Origin of the sequence: uncultured Microbacterium sp. (genome assembly GCF_945952435.1) — a bacterium.
GTDB lineage: Bacteria > Actinomycetota > Actinomycetes > Actinomycetales > Microbacteriaceae > Microbacterium.
In genome coordinates this window covers 42399-59659 of record NZ_CAMFHZ010000012.1, presented here as the reverse complement: position 1 = coordinate 59659, position 17261 = coordinate 42399, and the positions used below count along the sequence as shown (strand labels likewise).

16 protein-coding genes are annotated in these 17261 nt (G+C 70.2%); 7 read left to right on the top strand and 9 right to left on the bottom strand.

What is annotated here, in order from left to right:
- Window positions 1–3 precede the first annotated feature (3 nt).
- From Q0P88_RS08240 to Q0P88_RS08230, 3 genes are all read right to left on the bottom strand, one after another.
- Window positions 4–414, bottom strand: a complete 411-nt coding sequence (locus tag Q0P88_RS08240) for a dehydrogenase (protein ID WP_295012966.1) — start codon at window positions 412–414, stop codon at window positions 4–6.
- A 197-nt stretch (window positions 415–611) separates the two neighbouring features.
- Window positions 612–1271 (bottom strand): hypothetical protein, encoded by a 660-nt coding sequence (locus tag Q0P88_RS08235; protein ID WP_295012963.1) that lies wholly within the window; start codon window positions 1269–1271, stop codon window positions 612–614.
- A 36-nt stretch (window positions 1272–1307) separates the two neighbouring features.
- Window positions 1308–1808, bottom strand: coding sequence for an amino-acid N-acetyltransferase (locus tag Q0P88_RS08230; protein ID WP_295012962.1), 501 nt, complete (start codon window positions 1806–1808; stop codon window positions 1308–1310).
- 257 nt (window positions 1809–2065) lie between these two features.
- On the opposite strand from Q0P88_RS08230, the gene Q0P88_RS08225 reads away from it, so the two are divergent.
- Entirely contained in the window at window positions 2066–2320 is a 255-nt protein-coding gene (locus Q0P88_RS08225; protein ID WP_295012960.1) for a hypothetical protein, read from the top strand.
- Between the two features lie 82 nt (window positions 2321–2402).
- Here Q0P88_RS08225 and Q0P88_RS08220 read toward each other — a convergent pair whose 3' ends face one another.
- Entirely contained in the window at window positions 2403–4937 is a 2535-nt protein-coding gene (locus tag Q0P88_RS08220) for an ATP-dependent Clp protease ATP-binding subunit (RefSeq protein ID WP_295012958.1), read from the bottom strand.
- Between the two features lie 239 nt (window positions 4938–5176).
- On the opposite strand from Q0P88_RS08220, the gene Q0P88_RS08215 reads away from it, so the two are divergent.
- Both Q0P88_RS08215 and Q0P88_RS08210 read left to right on the top strand, forming a co-directional pair.
- Window positions 5177–5836: a hypothetical protein gene (locus Q0P88_RS08215; protein WP_295012956.1), complete on the top strand. Its 660-nt coding sequence runs from the start codon at window positions 5177–5179 to the stop codon at window positions 5834–5836.
- A complete protein-coding gene (locus tag Q0P88_RS08210) occupies window positions 5833–6072 on the top strand; it encodes a helix-turn-helix transcriptional regulator (RefSeq protein WP_295012954.1) in 240 nt (79 codons plus the stop codon). The genes Q0P88_RS08215 and Q0P88_RS08210 overlap by 4 nt, the downstream gene beginning before the upstream one ends.
- A 94-nt stretch (window positions 6073–6166) precedes the next feature.
- On the opposite strand, the gene Q0P88_RS08205 is transcribed toward Q0P88_RS08210, so the two are convergent.
- Window positions 6167–6562, bottom strand: a complete 396-nt coding sequence (locus Q0P88_RS08205) for a YbjQ family protein (protein ID WP_295012952.1) — start codon at window positions 6560–6562, stop codon at window positions 6167–6169.
- 120 nt (window positions 6563–6682) lie between these two features.
- Here Q0P88_RS08205 and Q0P88_RS08200 point away from each other — a divergent pair, with 120 nt between their 5' ends.
- On the top strand, window positions 6683–7930 hold the full coding sequence (locus tag Q0P88_RS08200) for an LCP family protein (protein ID WP_295012950.1): 1248 nt from the start codon (window positions 6683–6685) through the stop codon (window positions 7928–7930).
- A 54-nt stretch (window positions 7931–7984) separates the two neighbouring features.
- On the opposite strand, the gene arr is transcribed toward Q0P88_RS08200, so the two are convergent.
- The gene (arr, locus tag Q0P88_RS08195; protein WP_295012949.1) at window positions 7985–8395 is read right to left on the bottom strand and encodes an NAD(+)--rifampin ADP-ribosyltransferase; all 411 of its coding nucleotides are present in this window, start codon (window positions 8393–8395) and stop codon (window positions 7985–7987) included.
- Window positions 8396–8661: 266 nt separating this feature from the next.
- Between arr and Q0P88_RS08190 the strand changes: the two genes are divergently transcribed.
- Entirely contained in the window at window positions 8662–10092 is a 1431-nt protein-coding gene (locus Q0P88_RS08190) for a dicarboxylate/amino acid:cation symporter (RefSeq protein WP_295012946.1), read from the top strand.
- Window positions 10093–10186: 94 nt separating this feature from the next.
- Here the strand turns inward: Q0P88_RS08190 and Q0P88_RS08185 are convergent, their stop codons facing one another.
- On the bottom strand, window positions 10187–11926 hold the full coding sequence (locus Q0P88_RS08185; protein WP_295012944.1) for a sodium:proton antiporter: 1740 nt from the start codon (window positions 11924–11926) through the stop codon (window positions 10187–10189).
- 273 nt (window positions 11927–12199) lie between these two features.
- On the opposite strand from Q0P88_RS08185, the gene Q0P88_RS08180 reads away from it, so the two are divergent.
- Window positions 12200–13243 (top strand): LLM class flavin-dependent oxidoreductase, encoded by a 1044-nt coding sequence (locus tag Q0P88_RS08180; RefSeq protein ID WP_295012943.1) that lies wholly within the window; start codon window positions 12200–12202, stop codon window positions 13241–13243.
- Window positions 13244–13295: 52 nt separating this feature from the next.
- On the opposite strand, the gene pheA is transcribed toward Q0P88_RS08180, so the two are convergent.
- Window positions 13296–14249 (bottom strand): prephenate dehydratase, encoded by a 954-nt coding sequence (pheA, locus tag Q0P88_RS08175; protein ID WP_295012941.1) that lies wholly within the window; start codon window positions 14247–14249, stop codon window positions 13296–13298.
- 146 nt (window positions 14250–14395) lie between these two features.
- On the opposite strand from pheA, the gene pgm reads away from it, so the two are divergent.
- Window positions 14396–16036 carry a phosphoglucomutase (alpha-D-glucose-1,6-bisphosphate-dependent) gene (pgm, locus tag Q0P88_RS08170; protein WP_295012939.1) on the top strand — a complete coding sequence of 547 codons (1641 nt, stop codon included), beginning with the start codon at window positions 14396–14398 and terminating at the stop codon, window positions 16034–16036.
- Window positions 16037–16085: 49 nt separating this feature from the next.
- Here the strand turns inward: pgm and Q0P88_RS08165 are convergent, their stop codons facing one another.
- Window positions 16086–17255, bottom strand: coding sequence for a LacI family DNA-binding transcriptional regulator (locus Q0P88_RS08165; protein WP_295012937.1), 1170 nt, complete (start codon window positions 17253–17255; stop codon window positions 16086–16088).
- Window positions 17256–17261 lie beyond the last annotated feature (6 nt).

The following is a 17261-nucleotide window of genomic DNA, read 5'->3' as shown; positions in this document are numbered from 1 at the left end:
GGATCAGGCCTCGAGGGCGCGCAGCAGCTCCTCGGGAGGTGCCTGCATGGGATGGGGTCCCGCGATGTCGAGGAACACCGTGGTGATCACGTCGCGATGCGTCCGGAGGAAGGACAGCAGCCACGTCGGCGAGTAGATGCCGACACCCGGCGGCAGGTTGGCCGGCTTGTTCGCGGCGTCGCTGAACAGCAGGAGCGCGACGTCACCGGTCTCCGGATCGCGATAGGTCCAGACCTCGCCGCTGTCGAGAGGGTTGTCGCGGGCGCCGGGTCGGATCAGCGGAACGACCGTGTTGCCGTTGCGCAGAGCGAGCGCGACCGCGGCCATGTCCTGCTTCTCGAGCGCCTGGGCGAGCGCCTCGGAACGGAACTCCTCGCGGGCGGGCGCTTTCTTCCTCGACTTCTTCGCGGCCATCGCTCCAGCATAGAAGAGGGCCTTCATCGCCAACGCTTGGGGACGGCTGGCGAGAAGGCCCTCGATGCCTTCGGGGACGGATGACGATGCGCTGGGGACGCTGAATATGTCGAAGCCACTGGGGATGGCTGTCCGTCCGAGATTTCGAAGACTTCCCAATGGTATCCCAAAGGTGACCCTTACAGCGACGATTCCCGTCAATCGAGCAGAAACTGCACCGGTTTCGCACTTTCGAAGCCGCCGATCGAGACCGTCAGCTGATACGACGCTCCCCCGCCGGGGGCGCGCTGGCGGTCCGTCGCGCCGCAGGTGTCGGTGCTCGACCGCGTGCGATCCCAGACGACGGGCGCCGAGCTCGTGATGGTCGCGCCCGCCTTGATGGTCTGGATCGCGTCGCTCGGGTTCTCTTGGCAGTCCGTCGACCGCCACCAGGTGTCGCTTCCGCTCGTGATCGTGAACACCTGCTTGGTGGTGCCGACGTTCATCGTGCAGTCCTCGGACCCGGTGTTCGTCAGCGAGATCGACAGCTTCGGCTGCTGGTCGGAGGAGTACGAGTCCTGGTCGGTGACGGCCTTGACCTGCACGTCCTTCGCGGTGCAGGGCACAGGCCCGGCGTCCGCGGTGCTCGTCGGCGCGGGGGACGCCGAAGGGCTGCTCGGAACGGTCGTCGGAGGGGTCGTGGGCGTCGCGGTCGGCGATGCGGACCGGGTGACCGCCGGCTTCGGATCCGATCCGCCGTTCGCGCGGGCGATGAGGAACCAGACCAGGGCGAACAGGAGTGCCAGCACGACGATCAGCCCGCCGAGCACGACGATGCGTCGACGACGGTAGACGGCGGCGGACTGGCGCGGGGTCATTCCCCCAGGGTACGGGGTCCGTGAGACCCGACCGGATCAGAGCCGCTTGAGCATCCGTGTGTTGCCGAGCGTGTTGGGCTTCACGTGCGCGAGATCGAGGAACTCGGCGACACCCTCGTCCCCGCTGCGCAGGAGCTGCGTGTAGACGTCCGGGTCGACGACCTGCTCGCCGATGGGCGAGAAGCCGCGGCGCTCGAAGAACGGCACCTCGAACGTGAGGCAGAACAGGCGGCTGAGGCCCAGGCCGACGGCGTTCTCCTCCAGGCGCTCGACGATCGCCCGCCCGACCCCGTGATGCTTCCACTCGTCCTGCACGAGCAGAGTGCGCACCTCGCCCAGGTCCTCCCACATGACGTGCAGCGCGCCGCAGCCGATGAGCTGCCCCCCCGCCTCCGCGACCTCGAACTCCTGCACCGCCCCGTAGAGGACGGCGATGTCCTTGCCCAGCAGGATCCTTCGCTCGACGAGCGGCTCCAGCAGTGCGTAGATGCCCTGGACGTCGGCAGCCCGTGCGGGCCGGACGAGATAGTCGCTCATCCGTCCAGCTTAGAACGCACCCCTGAACTGGCCGTGAGACACAGGGAGTCGCGCCGATGCCGAGGATCTGATAAAGTGATTCGTTGCGCGCCTGGCTTGCCGACGTCTCTTCGGCGCCGCGCGACACATCCACTCGGCCGAGCGGCCCCGGAGTTCTTCGACGGGGCACCGGCGAACCGCACAGACGCGCGTTCGCACGCCCATGCCGATCCGAACCCACGACGGATGCGTCCGTCTGCTTTGCCCTGAGAAAGATCATGAACATCACCTGGAGACAGGCCGACCACGACGTGTTCGTCGCGACGCGGGACGGCGAGTACGCCGGCTTCGTCGCCGTCGACGGCGCGAGCCACACCCTGCACGACCGGCACAGCCGTCGGATCGGCAGCTACCCCTCGCTCTCGGCGGCGCGTAGTGCGCTCGAGAGCACCGGAGCGTCCCCTGCGCCCGTCATCGACCGCCGCGGACCCCGCTCCGCACGATCCCGTCGACGTCCCCCGCGGAAACGCTGACATCCGACGCGCCCGACGTCGGGCCGCGGACGCAGAAAGGGCGGTGCGCCGAAGCGCACCGCCCTTTCTGCGTCGTCGCGGATCAGACCGCGCCGGATCCCGCCGCCAGGTCGGGCGTCGAGGAGATCGCTCCGCCGGTGTTCACACCGACCGAGACCTTCTCGCCGCGCGGACCCGTCGTGAAGACGAACGCGCCGTCCTCGGCGTCCACGTGGACGTGGTCTCCGGGGTTGAGCTCGCCGTGCAGGATCTTCTCGGACAGCTGGTCCTCGATCTCGCGCTGCATCGCACGACGCAGCGGGCGAGCGCCCAGCGTCGGGTCGAAGCCGATCTCGATGAGGCGGTCCTTCGCGGCGTCCGTGAGCTCCACCGTCATGTCGCGGTCGAGCAGACGGTCGCTCAGGCGCTTCGTGAACAGACCCACGATCTGACGCAGCTCGTCCTTGTCGAGCTGCGGGAAGACGATGATGTCGTCCACGCGGTTCAGGAACTCGGGCTTGAAGTGCCGCTTGAGCTCCTCGTCGACCTTGCCCTTCATCCGCTCGTAGGTGGTCTGCGTGTTGCCCTCGATCTGGAAGCCGACCGGACCACCGGCGATCGCCGACGAACCGAGGTTCGTGGTCATGATGATGACCGTGTTCTTGAAGTCGATCACGCGACCCTGACCGTCGGTCAGGCGACCCTCCTCGAGGATCTGCAGCAGCGAGTTGAAGATGTCCGGGTGGGCTTTCTCGATCTCGTCGAAGAGCACGACCGAGAACGGCTTGCGGCGCACCTTCTCGGTGAGCTGACCGCCCTCCTCGAAGCCGACGAATCCCGGAGGGGCACCGAACAGCCGCGAGACGGTGTGCTTCTCGCCGAACTCCGACATGTCGAGGGAGATCAGCGCACCCTCGTCGTCGAAGAGGAACTCGGCGAGCGCCTTGGCCAGCTCGGTCTTTCCGACGCCCGTGGGGCCGGCGAAGATGAACGAGCCGGAGGGACGCTTCGGGTCCTTCAGACCGGCGCGCTGGCGGCGGATCGTCTTGGACAGCGCGGCGATCGCCTGCTCCTGCCCGATGACGCGCTGGTGCAGCGCCTTCTCCATGAAGACGAGCCGGCTGGACTCCTCCTCGGTGAGCTTGAACACCGGGATGCCCGTGGCCTGCGCCAGGACCTCCGCGATCAGGCCCTCGTCGACGACGGCGTTGGTCGCGACGTCGCCCGAACGCCACTGCTTCTCCAGGCGCAGCCGCTCGGCGAGCAGCTCCTTCTCCTGGTCGCGCAGCGCGGCGGCCTTCTCGAAGTCCTGCTCCTCGGAGGCCTGCTCCTTCTCCTCGCGGACCGTGGCGATCCGGTCGTCGAACTCGCGCAGCTCCGGCGGCGAGGACAGGATCGACAGACGCAGGCGGGCGCCGGCCTCGTCGATCAGGTCGATGGCCTTGTCCGGCAGGAACCGGTCCGACACGTAGCGGTCGGCGAGGTTCGCCGCGGCGACGAGCGCACCGTCGGTGATCTGCACCTTGTGGTGCGCCTCGTAGCGGTCGCGCAGCCCCTTCAGGATGTTGATCGCGTGGGGCAGGCTCGGCTCGGCGACCTGAATCGGCTGGAAGCGGCGCTCGAGCGCGGCGTCCTTCTCGAAGTGCTTGCGGTACTCGTCGAGGGTCGTGGCGCCGATCGTCTGCAGCTCGCCGCGGGCGAGGAGCGGCTTCAAGATGGATGCCGCGTCGATCGCGCCCTCGGCGGCGCCCGCACCCACGAGGGTGTGGATCTCGTCGATGAAGACGATGATGTCGCCGCGCGTGCGGATCTCCTTCGTGACCTTCTTCAGACGCTCCTCGAAGTCTCCGCGGTAGCGGGAGCCGGCGATGAGCGATCCGAGGTCGAGCGAGTACAGCTGCTTGTCCTTGAGCGTCTCGGGCACGTCGCCCTTGACGATCGCCTGGGCGAGACCCTCGACGACGGCGGTCTTGCCGACACCGGGCTCGCCGATCAGGACGGGGTTGTTCTTGGACCGGCGGGAGAGGATCTGCATGACCCGCTCGATCTCCTTCTCGCGCCCGATGACGGGGTCGAGCTTGTTGTCGCGCGCGGCCTGCGTGAGGTTGCGACCGAACTGGTCGAGCACGGCCGAACCGCCCTGGGCGGCCTGCTGGTTCTGCTCGCCCGCGCCGGCGGCGACACCCGCGGGCTCCTTGCCCTGGTAGCCGCTGAGCAGCTGGATGACCTGCTGGCGCACCTTGTTGAGGTCGGCGCCGAGCTTGACCAGCACCTGTGCGGCGACGCCCTCGCCCTCGCGGATGAGGCCGAGCAGGATGTGCTCGGTGCCGATGTAGTTGTGGCCGAGCTGCAGCGCCTCGCGCAGGCTCAGCTCGAGGACCTTCTTGGCGCGCGGCGTGAAGGGGATGTGCCCGGTCGGCTGCTGCTGACCCTGGCCGATGATGTCCTGCACCTGCTCGCGCACGGCGTCGAGGGAGATCCCCAGCGACTCCAGCGCCTTGGCCGCGGCTCCCTCGCCCTCGTGGATGAGGCCGAGGAGGATGTGCTCGGTGCCGATGTAGTTGTGGTTGAGCATCTTCGCCTCTTCCTGGGCGAGGACGACGACCCGACGGGCTCGGTCGGTGAATCTCTCGAACATGTCACTCCTTGTTCGTTGCCCTGGGACGGGCGATGGCACGGTCCGTGCCGGATACATCGAGAGTAACCACGCGACAGCGGCGGTATGCCCGTGTTCGCCGTCGGCTGACCCCTGTCCCCACAGGCGCGGGCGGATGCGCTCGTCGATGTGGGCGAAGCCTCCGGCCCTCGACTCACATCACGACCGATCCGCACCCCTTGACGCAGTTATCGATTTTCGATAACTTATCGAAAATCGATATGAACTTCCGAGGGGACAAGACCGTGGAGAACCAGAGGCCGCCCGCGCCCGACACATCCGTATCCCGATCCGAGCGCGCCGACGCGATCACCGTGCTCATCGCCGGACTGCTCGCCGTCGTGGTCGTCATCGGCCTCGTCTCACTGCGCGCCGTGCAGACCTTCCGCCCGGACGGCATCGGCTGGATCCTGCCGATCGATCGGCAGCCGATCGACGCGACCATCGGGTCCCGGACCATGCCCGTGCACGGTGACGCGATGACGGCCCTCGTCGTCGCTCCGAACGTCAACGCGGTGAGCGTGACGGCCATCGTGCTCTCGCACCTCGTCTACGCGACCGTCGCCCTCACGATCGTCGGCGGCGCGCTGTTCATCTCGTGGTCGTTCCTGCGCGACCGCTTCTTCACCCCGGGGACGGTACGCGCCCTCGCCGCGATCAGCGGGGCCCTGGCGTTCGGTCCGGCGCTGATCTTCGTGCTCGACACCTTCGGACGCAACGGGGTCCTCGCGGCACTGTCGATCGACGACGCCGGCTTCTTCGACGCCGGGACGTACTGGTCATGGCTGCCGCTCTTCACCGCCGGAATCGGCCTGGGCCTCATCACGCAGGCATTCCGGCGAAGCGAACGCCTGCAGAGGGACACGGAGGGGCTCGTGTGACTCCCGCATCGCAGGACGAGGAGGACTCGGGGATCCACTGCCGCCTCGACGAGCTGCTCGCCGAGAGGGGGATGACGCTCACTCAGCTGAGCGAGCGAGTCGGCGTCAGCATCGTGAACCTGTCGGTGCTGAAGAACGACCGGGCACGGGCGATCCGCTTCTCGACTCTCCGCGCGATCTGCGACGCCCTCGGCTGCGAGGTGGGCGAGCTTCTCGTGCTCGCGTCACGCGGGTGAGCGCGACGGCACCGACCGTTCTCAGGCAGGAACGCGCTGTGACGGCCGAGACGCGCGGATCCCTGCGGAACCGCGAAATCCGTCCTGCGAACGGTCAGGCCACGGGGGGAGCCGGGGGCGCGGGCGGGGCCGCCGGCTGCGCGGGAGCCTGCGCGGGGGCCGGTGTGGCGCCTGCGACCGGTTCGATGACCACCGCGGTGCCGTAGGCGCACATCTCGCTGAAGCTGCCGAGGGATCCGGAGTCGAAGCGCATCGCGACGACCGCATTGGCGCCGCGCTGCACCGCCTCGGCCCACATCCGGTTCATCACCTCGTAACGGCTCTCGTACATCAGCTTCGTGAACTCGGGGATCTCTCCGCCGCCGAGCGCGCGGAAGCCCGCGGTGAAGCCCTGGCCGAAGTTCGTGGAGCGGACGGTGAGGCCCATCACCTCGCCGAGCACCTGCGTGATCCGATAGCCGGGAACCTCGTTCGTCGTCACCATGAACATGCGCTCATCGTCGCATGCCCGAACGTCCGACGGAAAGCTCCTTCCCGGATTCCGCACAGGTGGCCCGCGGATGATCGTCGGGGCCCTTCTCCGACCCCCCCGAACGGAACGGTTCTCCCGATGACCCTGACCCCCGAGGCCGCCGCGCGCCGCCGCCTGTACCGCCGACGCCGCTGGACCGTCGGGATCGTGCTCGTCGTGGTCCTGGCGCTCATCGCGACCGCGGCGATCGTCGTCGGCACCTACGTGGATGCGAACAACGGGATCCACCGCTCCTCGATCCGCGGGATGGAGGGCCCGGCGCAGAACACCGGAGAGACGAACATCCTCATCATGGGGCTCGACAGCCGGGTCGACGAGAACGGCAACCCGTTCCCGCAGGCGATCTACGACCAGATCCACGCCGAGGACGCGTCCGTCGGCGGCTACAACACGAACGTCCTCATGTTGATCCACATCCCCGCGGGCGGGGGCAAGGCGGTCGGCATCTCGATCCCCCGCGACGACTACGTCGACTTCCCCGACGCGCCCAACGGCGTCGAGAAGGGCAAGATCAAAGAGGCCTACGGCGACGCCTTCGAGGCGGCGAGGCAGTCCTCGAACGGCAGCGGCTCCGCCGACGCCTACCAGAAGGCGCGCACGGCGGCCCGGCAGAGCACGATCGACACGGTGTCGGCCTTCCTGGGCGGGGTGCGCATCGACCACTTCGTCGAGGTGACGATGGCGGCCTTCTACGAAGTGGCCGAGGCCGTCCAGCCCGTGACGGTGTGCCTGAACCACGCCACCGCCGACACCTACTCCGGCGCCGACTTCCCGGCCGGGGTCCAGGAGCTGAACGCGGCCCAGGCGATGGCGTTCGTGCGTCAGCGCCGCGACACGACCGACAGCGACTTCGACATGACGGACCTCGATCGCACCCGCCGCCAGCAGGCGTTCATGGTGTCGCTGGCGGTCAAGCTGCGCCAGGCGTCGACTTTCACCGACTTCGGCAAGCTGCAGAAGCTCATCGCCGTCGCCAAGAAGGACGTCGCCCTGGACGACAAGCTCGACCTGCTCTCCTTCGCGCAGCAGGCCCAGAGCCTTTCCGGCGGCAACATCTCGTTCGTGACCCTGCCGATCGACCACTTCGACACCGTCGACGGGCAGAGCGTCAACATCGTCGACGTGGATGCGATCCGCGCGCAGGTGCACGATCTGCTCAACCCGCCCACGCCCACCCCGGCGCCGTCGTCGTCGGCGACGAAGGACGCAGGATCGGGCGGAACCGCCGGTCAGGGCTCCGGGACCCCTTCGCCCGCGACACCGCACCCCGTCTACACGGATTCGTCGTCTCCCCTGCAGGCCGGGACCGTTCCCTGCGTGAACTGAGGCCCCTCCCCGCGGCGGACGAGCGACCCTGGCGAGGCGAGACGCCCGCCCCGCCTAGTTGATGATCTCGCCGCGATCGCTCGCGGCGAGATCGGCGAGCCTCTCGCGCCAGCCCGCCAGCGCCTCGGGGGAAAGCCGCGCCCAGTCACGCACCTCGCGCACGATGCGCACCGGTGCCGTGCTGCGGTAGGACCGGGTGGGATTTCCCGGGTACTTCTTGTCCGTGACGTTCGGATCGTTCTCGAAGGGCCCGGTCGGCTCGACCTCGAACACGCGGGGGTCGCCGTCGCCCGCCGCGAGCTCGGCCGCGAGCCCCGCTCCGCCCTGCAGCGCGGTGAAGTAGATGTGGTTCATGATCACCTCTGGCCGGTAGTTCGAGGGGAATCCCGCGGTGAGCAGGTCGCCGACGGCCAGATCCGCCTTCGTTCCGTGGAAAAACGGGCCGTCGTCGAGCACATCCGTCATGGTCTTCTCCTCGTGTCGCCGGGCAGCCTCTCGGCCACCGGGTTCCAGTGTGCCGTCGATCACGGCGTTTCGTCTCGCTTCGCTCGCTCAACGACCCCGGCGGACGGGCCGCACGCTCGATGGCGCGGGCGCAGCTGAGCGGGGGCGTCATCGTTCGTCACGCGACTGCGGGGGAATACTGCGCCGCGCCTAGCGTTGGTATACCCGGCGCTGCATCCTCGCGCCTTCGTTCTCCGGCGCGAACCCGCGCACGACTTGGAGTCTCCATGAGCACCCCCGCACAGACCGCCCGTCGCCCGAAGGCGCCGGACACCCGCGGTCCCGTCCGCAAGCTGCTGACCTCGTTCGGCTTCCAGATCCTGGCCGCCCTCGTCCTCGGCATCGTGGCGGGACTCATCGGCCGCCAGCTGGGCGCGACCGCCGACACGCACACCGTGCTGTCCGACACGCTCGACAAGATCGGCGGCTCCTACGTCACGATCCTGCGCGCCGCTGTCGTCCCCCTGGTCTTCACGGCGATCGTGGCGAGCATCTCGAACCTGCGGCGCGTGCAGAACGCCGCCCGCCTGGCCGGTCAGACCATCCTGTGGTTCGCCATCACCGCCTTCATCGCCGTGTCGATCGGGATCGTGCTCGGCATCACGATCCAGCCCGGCGCGCACGCCGGCGCAGGCCTCGAGAAGGCGACGCCGCACACGGTCGGCACCTGGTGGAACTTCCTGCTCGGCCTGATCCCGCAGAACTTCCTCGGGATCGGCGTGACCACGAGCCCCGGCGACACGGACGGCACGCTCGTCTCCTCCGTGAACTTCAACATCCTGCAGATCATCGTCATCGCCGCGGTCGTCGGCATCGCCGCGCTCAAGGCCGGTCGCAAGGCGGAGCCGTTCCTCGTCTTCACCGAGTCGCTGCTCAAGGTGATCCAGCGCGTGCTGTGGTGGATCATCCGGATCGCGCCGCTGGGCACGTTCGGCCTCATCGGATCCGCGGTCATCAACTACGGCTGGGACAAGCTGACCTCGCTCGCCTGGTTCGCCGGCGCCGTCTACATCGGCCTCGCCCTGGTCATGTTCGTGGTCTACCCGATCCTCGCGAAGTCGAACGGGCTGTCCATCAAGCAGTTCTTCACGGGCGTGTGGCCCGCGGTGCAGCTCGGTTTCGTCAGCCGCTCCTCGATCGGCACGCTGCCGCTCACGCAGCGCGTCGCGGAGCGCAACTTCGGCGTGCCGTCGAGCTACGCCTCCTTCGCGGTCCCCCTCGGAGCGACCACCAAGATGGACGGCTGCGCCGCGATCTACCCGGCCATCGCCGCGATCTTCGTCGCGCAGTTCTTCGGCGTGCCGCTGACGTTCATGCAGTACGTGCTGATCGTCGTCGTCTCGGTCGTCGGCTCGGCCGCGACCGCCGGCACCACCGGCGCGATCGTGATGCTGACCCTCACCCTCTCCACGCTCGGGCTGCCGCTCGAGGGCGTCGGACTGCTCATCGCGATCGACCCGATCCTCGACATGGGCCGCACCGCGCTCAACGTCGCGGGCCAGGCGCTGATCCCCGCGATCGTCGCCAAGCGCGAGGGCATCCTGGATCTCGACCTCTACAACGCGCCCCGCAACGGCCTGCCGTTCGCGGAGGACTCCGATGAGGAGACGGACGCCCCCGACACCTCCGCGAAGGCCGAGCCGGTCGGCGCACGCTGACACCGCACGCGCACCCCTGACGAGGCCCTCGGATCCCACGGATCCGGGGGCCTTCGTCGTCGCGTCGGGTGAGGAGAGCCGAGGCCTCTCGCCGTCAGCGCTCGGGTTGCGCGGTCGCCATCCGGGTATCGAGGGCGAGCTCCTCGGCGTCCATCGCGCCGATGAGCTCCCGCATGACCTCCTCGTTCAGCTCGCCGGCGTCGCGCTCGTCGATGAGCACGTCCCGGCGCACCTGCAGCCACCCCTTCGAAAGCCCCACGAGCTCGTCGCGACTCGGACGGGGCATGCTCTCCTCGTCCCGCTGACCCTCCGTCGTATCCCGCTCGACGCGGGTGAACCTCTGCGCGAACCGATCGAACCAGGTGAGCGAGGCGGGGCCGTACTTCTGCTCCCAGGCGGCCCTGCGCTCGTCGAGGTACACCTTGCCGGCCTCCCGCGTGCGCGCACGCACCTGGGCCAGCTGCCTGCGGTCCTCCGCCTCCTCGTCCGTCACGTCGGCCACCCCCAGCCCCTTGATGAGCACGGGGAGCGTGAGGCCCTGCAGCAGCAGCGTGCCGACCGTGACGACGAACGCGACCACGACGATCGCGTGCGCCGCGTTCTCGTCGAGCCCCGCGAGATCCGCCGCCGCGAGCGCGGTCGCCAGCGTCACCACGCCGCGCATACCGGCCCAGGAGATGACGGCGTTGTCGCGCCAGCTCAACGCGGATTCGCGCATGCGCTCGCGCAGATGCTCCTCGGTGGGGCGACGCAGCGGGCGACCCCGGTTGCTGCGCTTCTGCGCCACGGCGTCGACGCGCCGGTCGAAGCGTCCGGACGCGACGGACCGCTCGAACCGTCGGAGCCGGATCTTCGTCCAGAAGTGTCCCCACGCCGACGCCGGGTACACGAAGAGGGGCCGCACCAGCAGCACCGTGACGAGCACAGCTCCGGCGAGCCACAGGACGGTGCCGACCTGCCCCGCGCCCAGCTCCGCGACGACGGGCGGCAGCTGCAGACCGATGTAGCCGAAGACGAACGACTCCAGCAGGAAGTCCGCCGAGAGCCAGATCGGCTTCTCCTGCATCCGGGTCGCGTAGCTCGTCCGCGGCGCGTTGTAGCCGACGACGAGCCCCATCGCCACGACCCCGAGGACGCCGGACCCGCCCAGGTGCTCCGTGATCGCGTACACGCCGAAGGGCGCGAGCAGCCCGAACGTCCCGATGACCACCGGATCCGAGATCCGCATCCGCAGCTGATGCATGCCGAGGCCGGCGACCACGCCGATCGCCACGCCGACCACCACGGCGACGGCGAACTGCCCGACGCCCGCCCACACCGTCACGGTCGCACCGGCGACGATCGCCGCGAAAACCCGATACAGCGTGAGCGAGGTCGCGTCGTTGATGAGGCTCTCGCCCGAGAGCACGGTCATGACCCGGCGCGGCAGGCCCAGCCGCCGGCCGATCGCGGCGGCCGAGACGGCGTCGGGCGGGGCGACGATCGCGCCCAGGAGCAGCGCGCCCGGGAGGGTGAGCGAGGGCATGACGAGCCACGCGACGATGCCGACGACGGCCGTGGTCACGACCACGAGACCGATGCCGAGGCGCCGGATCTGCGGAATGCTGCGCGCGAAGCTCACGAACGACACGTCCAGGGAGGCCGAGTACAGCAGCGGAGGCAGCACCACGTTCAGCAGCACGTGCCCGTCGATGCGGAGGTTCGGCACCGCGGGGATGAACGAGACCGCGAGCGCCACGACCGTCACGAGCAACGGTGCCGGCCACCCTCGCCAGCGTGCGATAGCCGCGACGATGACCGATCCGACGAGCACGTAGAAGACCTCGGCATCCATGCGGCCAGGGTATCGGGCGGCTCTCTCCCGGGCGCGGGCGCGCGGCGACGACGCCGTGGGCGGGCGGGCCGTTCTCAGGGCAGACCGCCGACGAGGCCCAGCCGAGGGGCGAAAGCCGCCACACACGGCGAGCCGTCCTGAGAACGGTCCGACGGACGGGGGCCACAGACGGGGGCCACGGACCAGGGCCACAGACCGGGGAGAGGCCCAGAGCCACGGACCGGGAAGGGAGGAGCAGGAATGCGCGGGGGCTCTCGGGCGTTGCAACGAGGGATGTCTTCTCTCGCGCTCTCCGTCCTCGACCTCGTCCCGGTTCGCACCGGGCAGACCAGTGCGCAGGCCGTCGGCGCCTCGCTCGACCTGGCCTCCCGCGCCGACGACCTCGGCTACCGCCGCTACTGGTTCGCCGAGCATCACAACATGCCCGCCGTCGCGTCGACCGCACCCCCGGTGCTCATCGCCGCGGCGGCCTCACGCACCCGCCGGATCCGTGTCGGGTCGGGCGGCGTCATGCTCCCCAATCACGCACCCCTGATCGTCGCAGAGCAGTTCGCCGCGCTCGAGGCGATCGCCCCCGGCCGCATCGATCTCGGCATCGGTCGAGCGCCGGGCAGCGATCCGGTCATCACGCAACTGCTCCGCGCCTCCGGCACCGCAGGCGACGTCGAGCGCTTCCCCGACCACGTGCAGGACATCGCCCTGATGCTGCAGCCGGACGGCGCGACCGTGCAGTTCACGTCGGGCGGCGAGTACAGCGTCCGCTCGACGCCGGCCGCCACCGGCGCCCCCGAACTGTGGCTGCTCGGATCGAGCGACTACTCGGCCCAGCTCGCGGCCACGCTCGGCCTGCCGTACGTGTTCGCCAACCACTTCTCCGGACAGGGCCTGGACCGCGCGCTCGACCTGTACCGGTCGAGCTTCCGCCCCACCGAGGCGCACCCCGAGCCGCGCACGTTCCTCACCGCGAACGTGGTCGCCGCGCCGACGGTCGAGGAGGCCGACGACCGCGCGCTGCCGCAGCTGAGGATGATGGCCCGCCTGCGGCTGAACCGTCCACTGACGGCGCTGGAGACGGTGGAGGAGGCGCATGCCGCCCTCGCGGCCGCACCGGATCCGCAGGAGGAGCAGATCCACGCCGCGGCCAAGGCGAACTGGTTCGTCGGAGACGCCGCAGGGGTGCGCTCGTCCCTCGCCGACTTCGCGGCCCGGCACGGGGTGGACGAGATCATGATCTCGCCGGTCGCCGGATCGTTCGCGGGCGAGGATCCGACGACGAGCCCCGGCCGCGTGCAGACCCTGGAACTGCTCGCCGCCTGAGCCCGAGCGGGCGGCCCGGAGCCGAGGCTCGGGGATCCCGGTTCCTCGGACGCTACGCTTCCGGCTCGCCCGCGATCAGACCGCGCAGCCAGTCGCGGGCCTCGACGAACACGTCGTCGGCATAGCGCTCCGGGTACTGCACGATCCTGCGATCGGCGCGCGGGTAGGAGCCGAGGAACACGACCCGCGGGCTGAACCGGCGGATCCCGAGCAGCGCATCGGCCATCCGCTCGTCCTGGATGTGGCCGTCCGCGTCGAGCACGAACCGATACCGGCCCAGCGCATCCCCGATCGGACGGGACTGCAGCAGCGAGAGATTGATGCCGCGCGTCGAGAACTGCTCGAGGAGTTCGAGCAGTGCGCCTGCGTGGTCCTCCGGCAGCTCGACGATGAGCGAGGTCTTGTCGGCGCCGGTCGGCGGTGCGGGCGCCGCGGTCCGGGAGACGAGGACGAACCGCGTGACCGCGTTCTCGTTGTCGCCGATGCCCTCGGCGAGCAGTTCCAGGTCGTGGTGCTGCACGATGCCCGGCGCCGCGATCGCCGCATCGGCGGGCAGCGATCCGTCGAGGATCCCGAGGGCGGACGCGACGTTGCTCGCCGCGGGGACGTGCTGGTGCGCGGGGAGGTGCTCCCCGAGCCAGCCGTAGCACTGCGCGTACGCCACGGGGTGCGCCGCGACGACCGCGACGTCCTCGATCCGGGTGCCGGGCGCCGCGACGAGCACGAAGTCGACCTTCACGAGGTACTCCCCGACGATGCGCAGCCCCGGCAGTGTGGCCAGCGCGTCGAGCGTGGTGGTGACCCCGCCCTCGACCGAATTCTCGATCGCGATCATGGCCGCGTCGCTGCGGCCGTCGAGCACGTCGGCGAGCGCTTCGCCCACGTTGTGCACGGGGCGCCAGGCGTGACCGCGTGCCTCCGGGACCTGGTCCAGCGCCGCCTCGGTGAACGTCCCCGCGGGACCGAGATAGCTGTATGTGCGGCGGACGGGGGCGGCATCGATCACGGCGTTCAGCCTAGCCCTGCACGGATCCGCGGCCCCGCCCGGATGACGGACGGAGTCCGCGCGGGTCGCCCGACCCACGGCTGCCCCCATGACGATCCGCTCCGAACGATGATGCGAATGCGGCCGGGCCACGGCAGACTAGCTCCATGACGAGCCGTGCCGGCCTCCCCGCGGAGGAGAAGGACCTGATCGACGTCGATGCGCTGATCGCCGCCTACTACGACCGGATCCCCGATCCGTCGGTCGCGACCGAGAGGGTCGTGTTCGGCACCAGCGGGCACCGGGGGTCGGCGCTGAACGGGAGCTTCAACGAGCAGCACATCCTCGCGACCACGCAGGCGATCGTCGACTACCGCGCGGCGCAGGGCATCACCGGGCCGCTCTTCCTCGGTCGCGACACGCACGCGCTGAGCCGTCCGGCAGAGCGCAGCGCGATCGAGGTGCTCGTCGCGAACGGCGTCGACGTGCGCGTCGACGCGCGCGACGCCTGGGTGCCGACGCCCGCGCTCAGCCATGCGATCCTCTCCTACAATCGGGGCCGCGCGCTCGACGATCCGGGCCGGGCCGACGGGATCGTCGTGACGCCGAGCCACAACCCGCCGCGCGACGGCGGCTTCAAGTACAACCCGCCCCACGGCGGCCCCGCCGACACGGACGCGACTGGCTGGATCGCGGACCGCGCGAACGCGCTCATCGAAGCGGGTCTCGAAGGCGTGCAGCGCACCCGCTTCGCCGACCTCGACGCCGACGGCCTCGGCACCTACGACTTCCGCGACGCGTACGTGCGCGATCTGCCCTCGATCATCGACGTCGACGCGATCAGACGCGCCGGCGTCCGGATCGGGGCGGATCCGCTCGGCGGCGCCTCGGTCGAGTACTGGGCGCTCATCGCGGAGATGCACGGTCTCGACCTCACCGTCGTGAACCCCGAGGTCGATCCGACCTGGCGCTTCATGACGCTGGACTGGGACGAGAAGATCCGGATGGATCCCTCCTCGCCGTCGGCGATGGCGTCGCTCGTCGCGAAGAAGGGCGACTACGACGTGCTCACCGGCAACGACGCCGACGCCGACCGGCACGGGATCGTCACGCCCGACGCAGGCCTGATGAACCCCAACCACTACCTCGCGGTCGCGATCGACTACCTGTTCTCGCACCGGGACGGCTGGTCGGCCGACGCGGCGATCGGTAAGACGCTCGTCTCATCGATGATCATCGACCGCGTGGCCGAGTCCCTCGGCCGGCGCCTGCTCGAGGTCCCCGTCGGGTTCAAGTGGTTCGTCCCCGGCCTGCTCGACGGCACCGTCGCGTTCGGCGGCGAGGAGTCGGCGGGCGCCTCGTTCCTGCGCCGGGACGGATCCGTGTGGTCGACCGACAAGGACGGCATCCTGCTCTGCCTGCTGGCCGCCGAGATCATCGCCGTGACCGGCAAGACGCCCTCGGAACGGTACCGCGAGCTCGAGGAGGCGTTCGGCGCCTCGGCCTATCAGCGCGTCGATGCCCCCGCGACGCCGGAGCAGAAGGCCGCGCTCGCCCGCCTCTCTCCCGAGTCGGTCACGGCGACCGAGCTCGCCGGCGAGCCGATCACCGCCAAGCTCTCGCATGCGCCCGGCAACGGCGCGGCGATCGGCGGTCTCAAGGTGCAGACCGAGCACGCCTGGTTCGCCGCACGGCCCTCCGGGACCGAGGACGTCTACAAGCTCTACGCCGAGTCGCTGCTCGGGCCGGAGCATCTCGCCCGCGTGCAGGAGGAGGCCCGCGCGGTCGTGGCCGCCGCGCTCGGCTGAGCCGGCACGCCGGGGCCCTCCGCCGCGGGAGCCGTCGCGCCGACCGTCGTCACGCGCCGGCGTACGCGAGAGCGGGAGTGCTCTCGCGCACCACCACCTCCACGGGCAGCGGCGCCTGGACCCACTCGTCGTCGACGACCGCGCGGAACGCCTGGTAGCCGGCGTCGTTCAGCGGCAGCCGCACCGTCGTGAGGGCCGGGGTGACGTCGGCGCTCACCGGCACGTCATCGAAGCCGCACACCGCGATGTCGGCTCCGATCTCCCGTCCGGCGGCACGGATCGCGGACATCGCCCCCAGCGCGACGACGTCGCTCAGGGCGAAGACCAGCGTGCCCGGCGCGACACCTTCCGCCAGTGCTCCGCTCATCGCCGCCGCACCGGACTCCCGGCGGAAGTCGCCGCGCAGGATCCGCTCCAGACGTCCGCCGCCCTCGGCGAATCCGCGGGCGAAGCCGTTCAGCCGGTCGTCGGAGGTGCGGACGCCCTCGGCCGCCCCGATGCCGATGGCGGAGCGGTAGCCGAGTTCGGCCATCCGTCGACCGAGCTCCACGGCCCCTCCCGCGTTGTCCAGCACGACGGAGCGGCCCACGCGATCGCTGCTCCGTTCCTCCCCGAAGGAGACGACGCGCCCGCCGTATCGTTCGAAGGCGGCGCGCTCGTCGGGGGAGGCTGCGGGCGCGACCGCGTCCTCGGCGCGGGACGCCGCGAGGATCAGTCCCTGCGGTCGCTGTCCGCGCAGGGCGCGCAGGATCCGCCGCTCCCGCTCGGGATCGCGATCGGTGATCGAGATCGTGACGACGAGCCCGCGCTCGTCCGCGCCGCGGGCCACGCCGGCCGCGATCTGGCCGAAGTAGGGGTCCGCGATGTCGGCGACGAGCAGCGCGATGACCGGGGATCGCCCGCGGGCCGTGGACTGCGCCGAGACGTTGGGGGTGTACCCGAGCGTCTCCGCCGCGCGCTCGACGCGCTCGCGGAACCCCTCGGCGACTTTCCGCTCCGATCCGTTGAGCACCCGGGAGGCCGTGGCGAGCGACACGCCGGCCACCCGCGCGACGTCGTGCAGCGTCGCCGCCCGCGACTCTCCCCGCCCGCCAGGATCCGCCGTGCCGGCGTCCGCACCGTCGGACGCATCCGCCTGCGAGAGGGCATCCGTCCCGGAGCGTGAGTCCACCCCGGAGGGTGCGTCCGCCCCGGAGGGGGAAGGGCTTTCCGGATTCATGCCGCG

Coding starts and splice junctions, on each gene's coding strand:
- Q0P88_RS08240 (WP_295012966.1), bottom strand. CDS start 414: ATGGCCGCGAAGAAGTCGAGGAAGAAAGCGCCCGCCCGCGAGGAGTTC.
- Q0P88_RS08235 (WP_295012963.1), bottom strand. CDS start 1,271: ATGACCCCGCGCCAGTCCGCCGCCGTCTACCGTCGTCGACGCATCGTC.
- Q0P88_RS08230 (WP_295012962.1), bottom strand. CDS start 1,808: ATGAGCGACTATCTCGTCCGGCCCGCACGGGCTGCCGACGTCCAGGGC.
- Q0P88_RS08225 (WP_295012960.1), top strand. CDS start 2,066: ATGAACATCACCTGGAGACAGGCCGACCACGACGTGTTCGTCGCGACG.
- Q0P88_RS08220 (WP_295012958.1), bottom strand. CDS start 4,937: ATGTTCGAGAGATTCACCGACCGAGCCCGTCGGGTCGTCGTCCTCGCC.
- Q0P88_RS08215 (WP_295012956.1), top strand. CDS start 5,177: ATGAACTTCCGAGGGGACAAGACCGTGGAGAACCAGAGGCCGCCCGCG.
- Q0P88_RS08205 (WP_295012952.1), bottom strand. CDS start 6,562: ATGTTCATGGTGACGACGAACGAGGTTCCCGGCTATCGGATCACGCAG.
- Q0P88_RS08200 (WP_295012950.1), top strand. CDS start 6,683: ATGACCCTGACCCCCGAGGCCGCCGCGCGCCGCCGCCTGTACCGCCGA.
- arr (WP_295012949.1), bottom strand. CDS start 8,395: ATGACGGATGTGCTCGACGACGGCCCGTTTTTCCACGGAACGAAGGCG.
- Q0P88_RS08190 (WP_295012946.1), top strand. CDS start 8,662: ATGAGCACCCCCGCACAGACCGCCCGTCGCCCGAAGGCGCCGGACACC.
- Q0P88_RS08185 (WP_295012944.1), bottom strand. CDS start 11,926: ATGGATGCCGAGGTCTTCTACGTGCTCGTCGGATCGGTCATCGTCGCG.
- Q0P88_RS08180 (WP_295012943.1), top strand. CDS start 12,200: ATGTCTTCTCTCGCGCTCTCCGTCCTCGACCTCGTCCCGGTTCGCACC.
- pgm (WP_295012939.1), top strand. CDS start 14,396: ATGACGAGCCGTGCCGGCCTCCCCGCGGAGGAGAAGGACCTGATCGAC.
- Q0P88_RS08165 (WP_295012937.1), bottom strand. CDS start 17,255: ATGAATCCGGAAAGCCCTTCCCCCTCCGGGGCGGACGCACCCTCCGGG.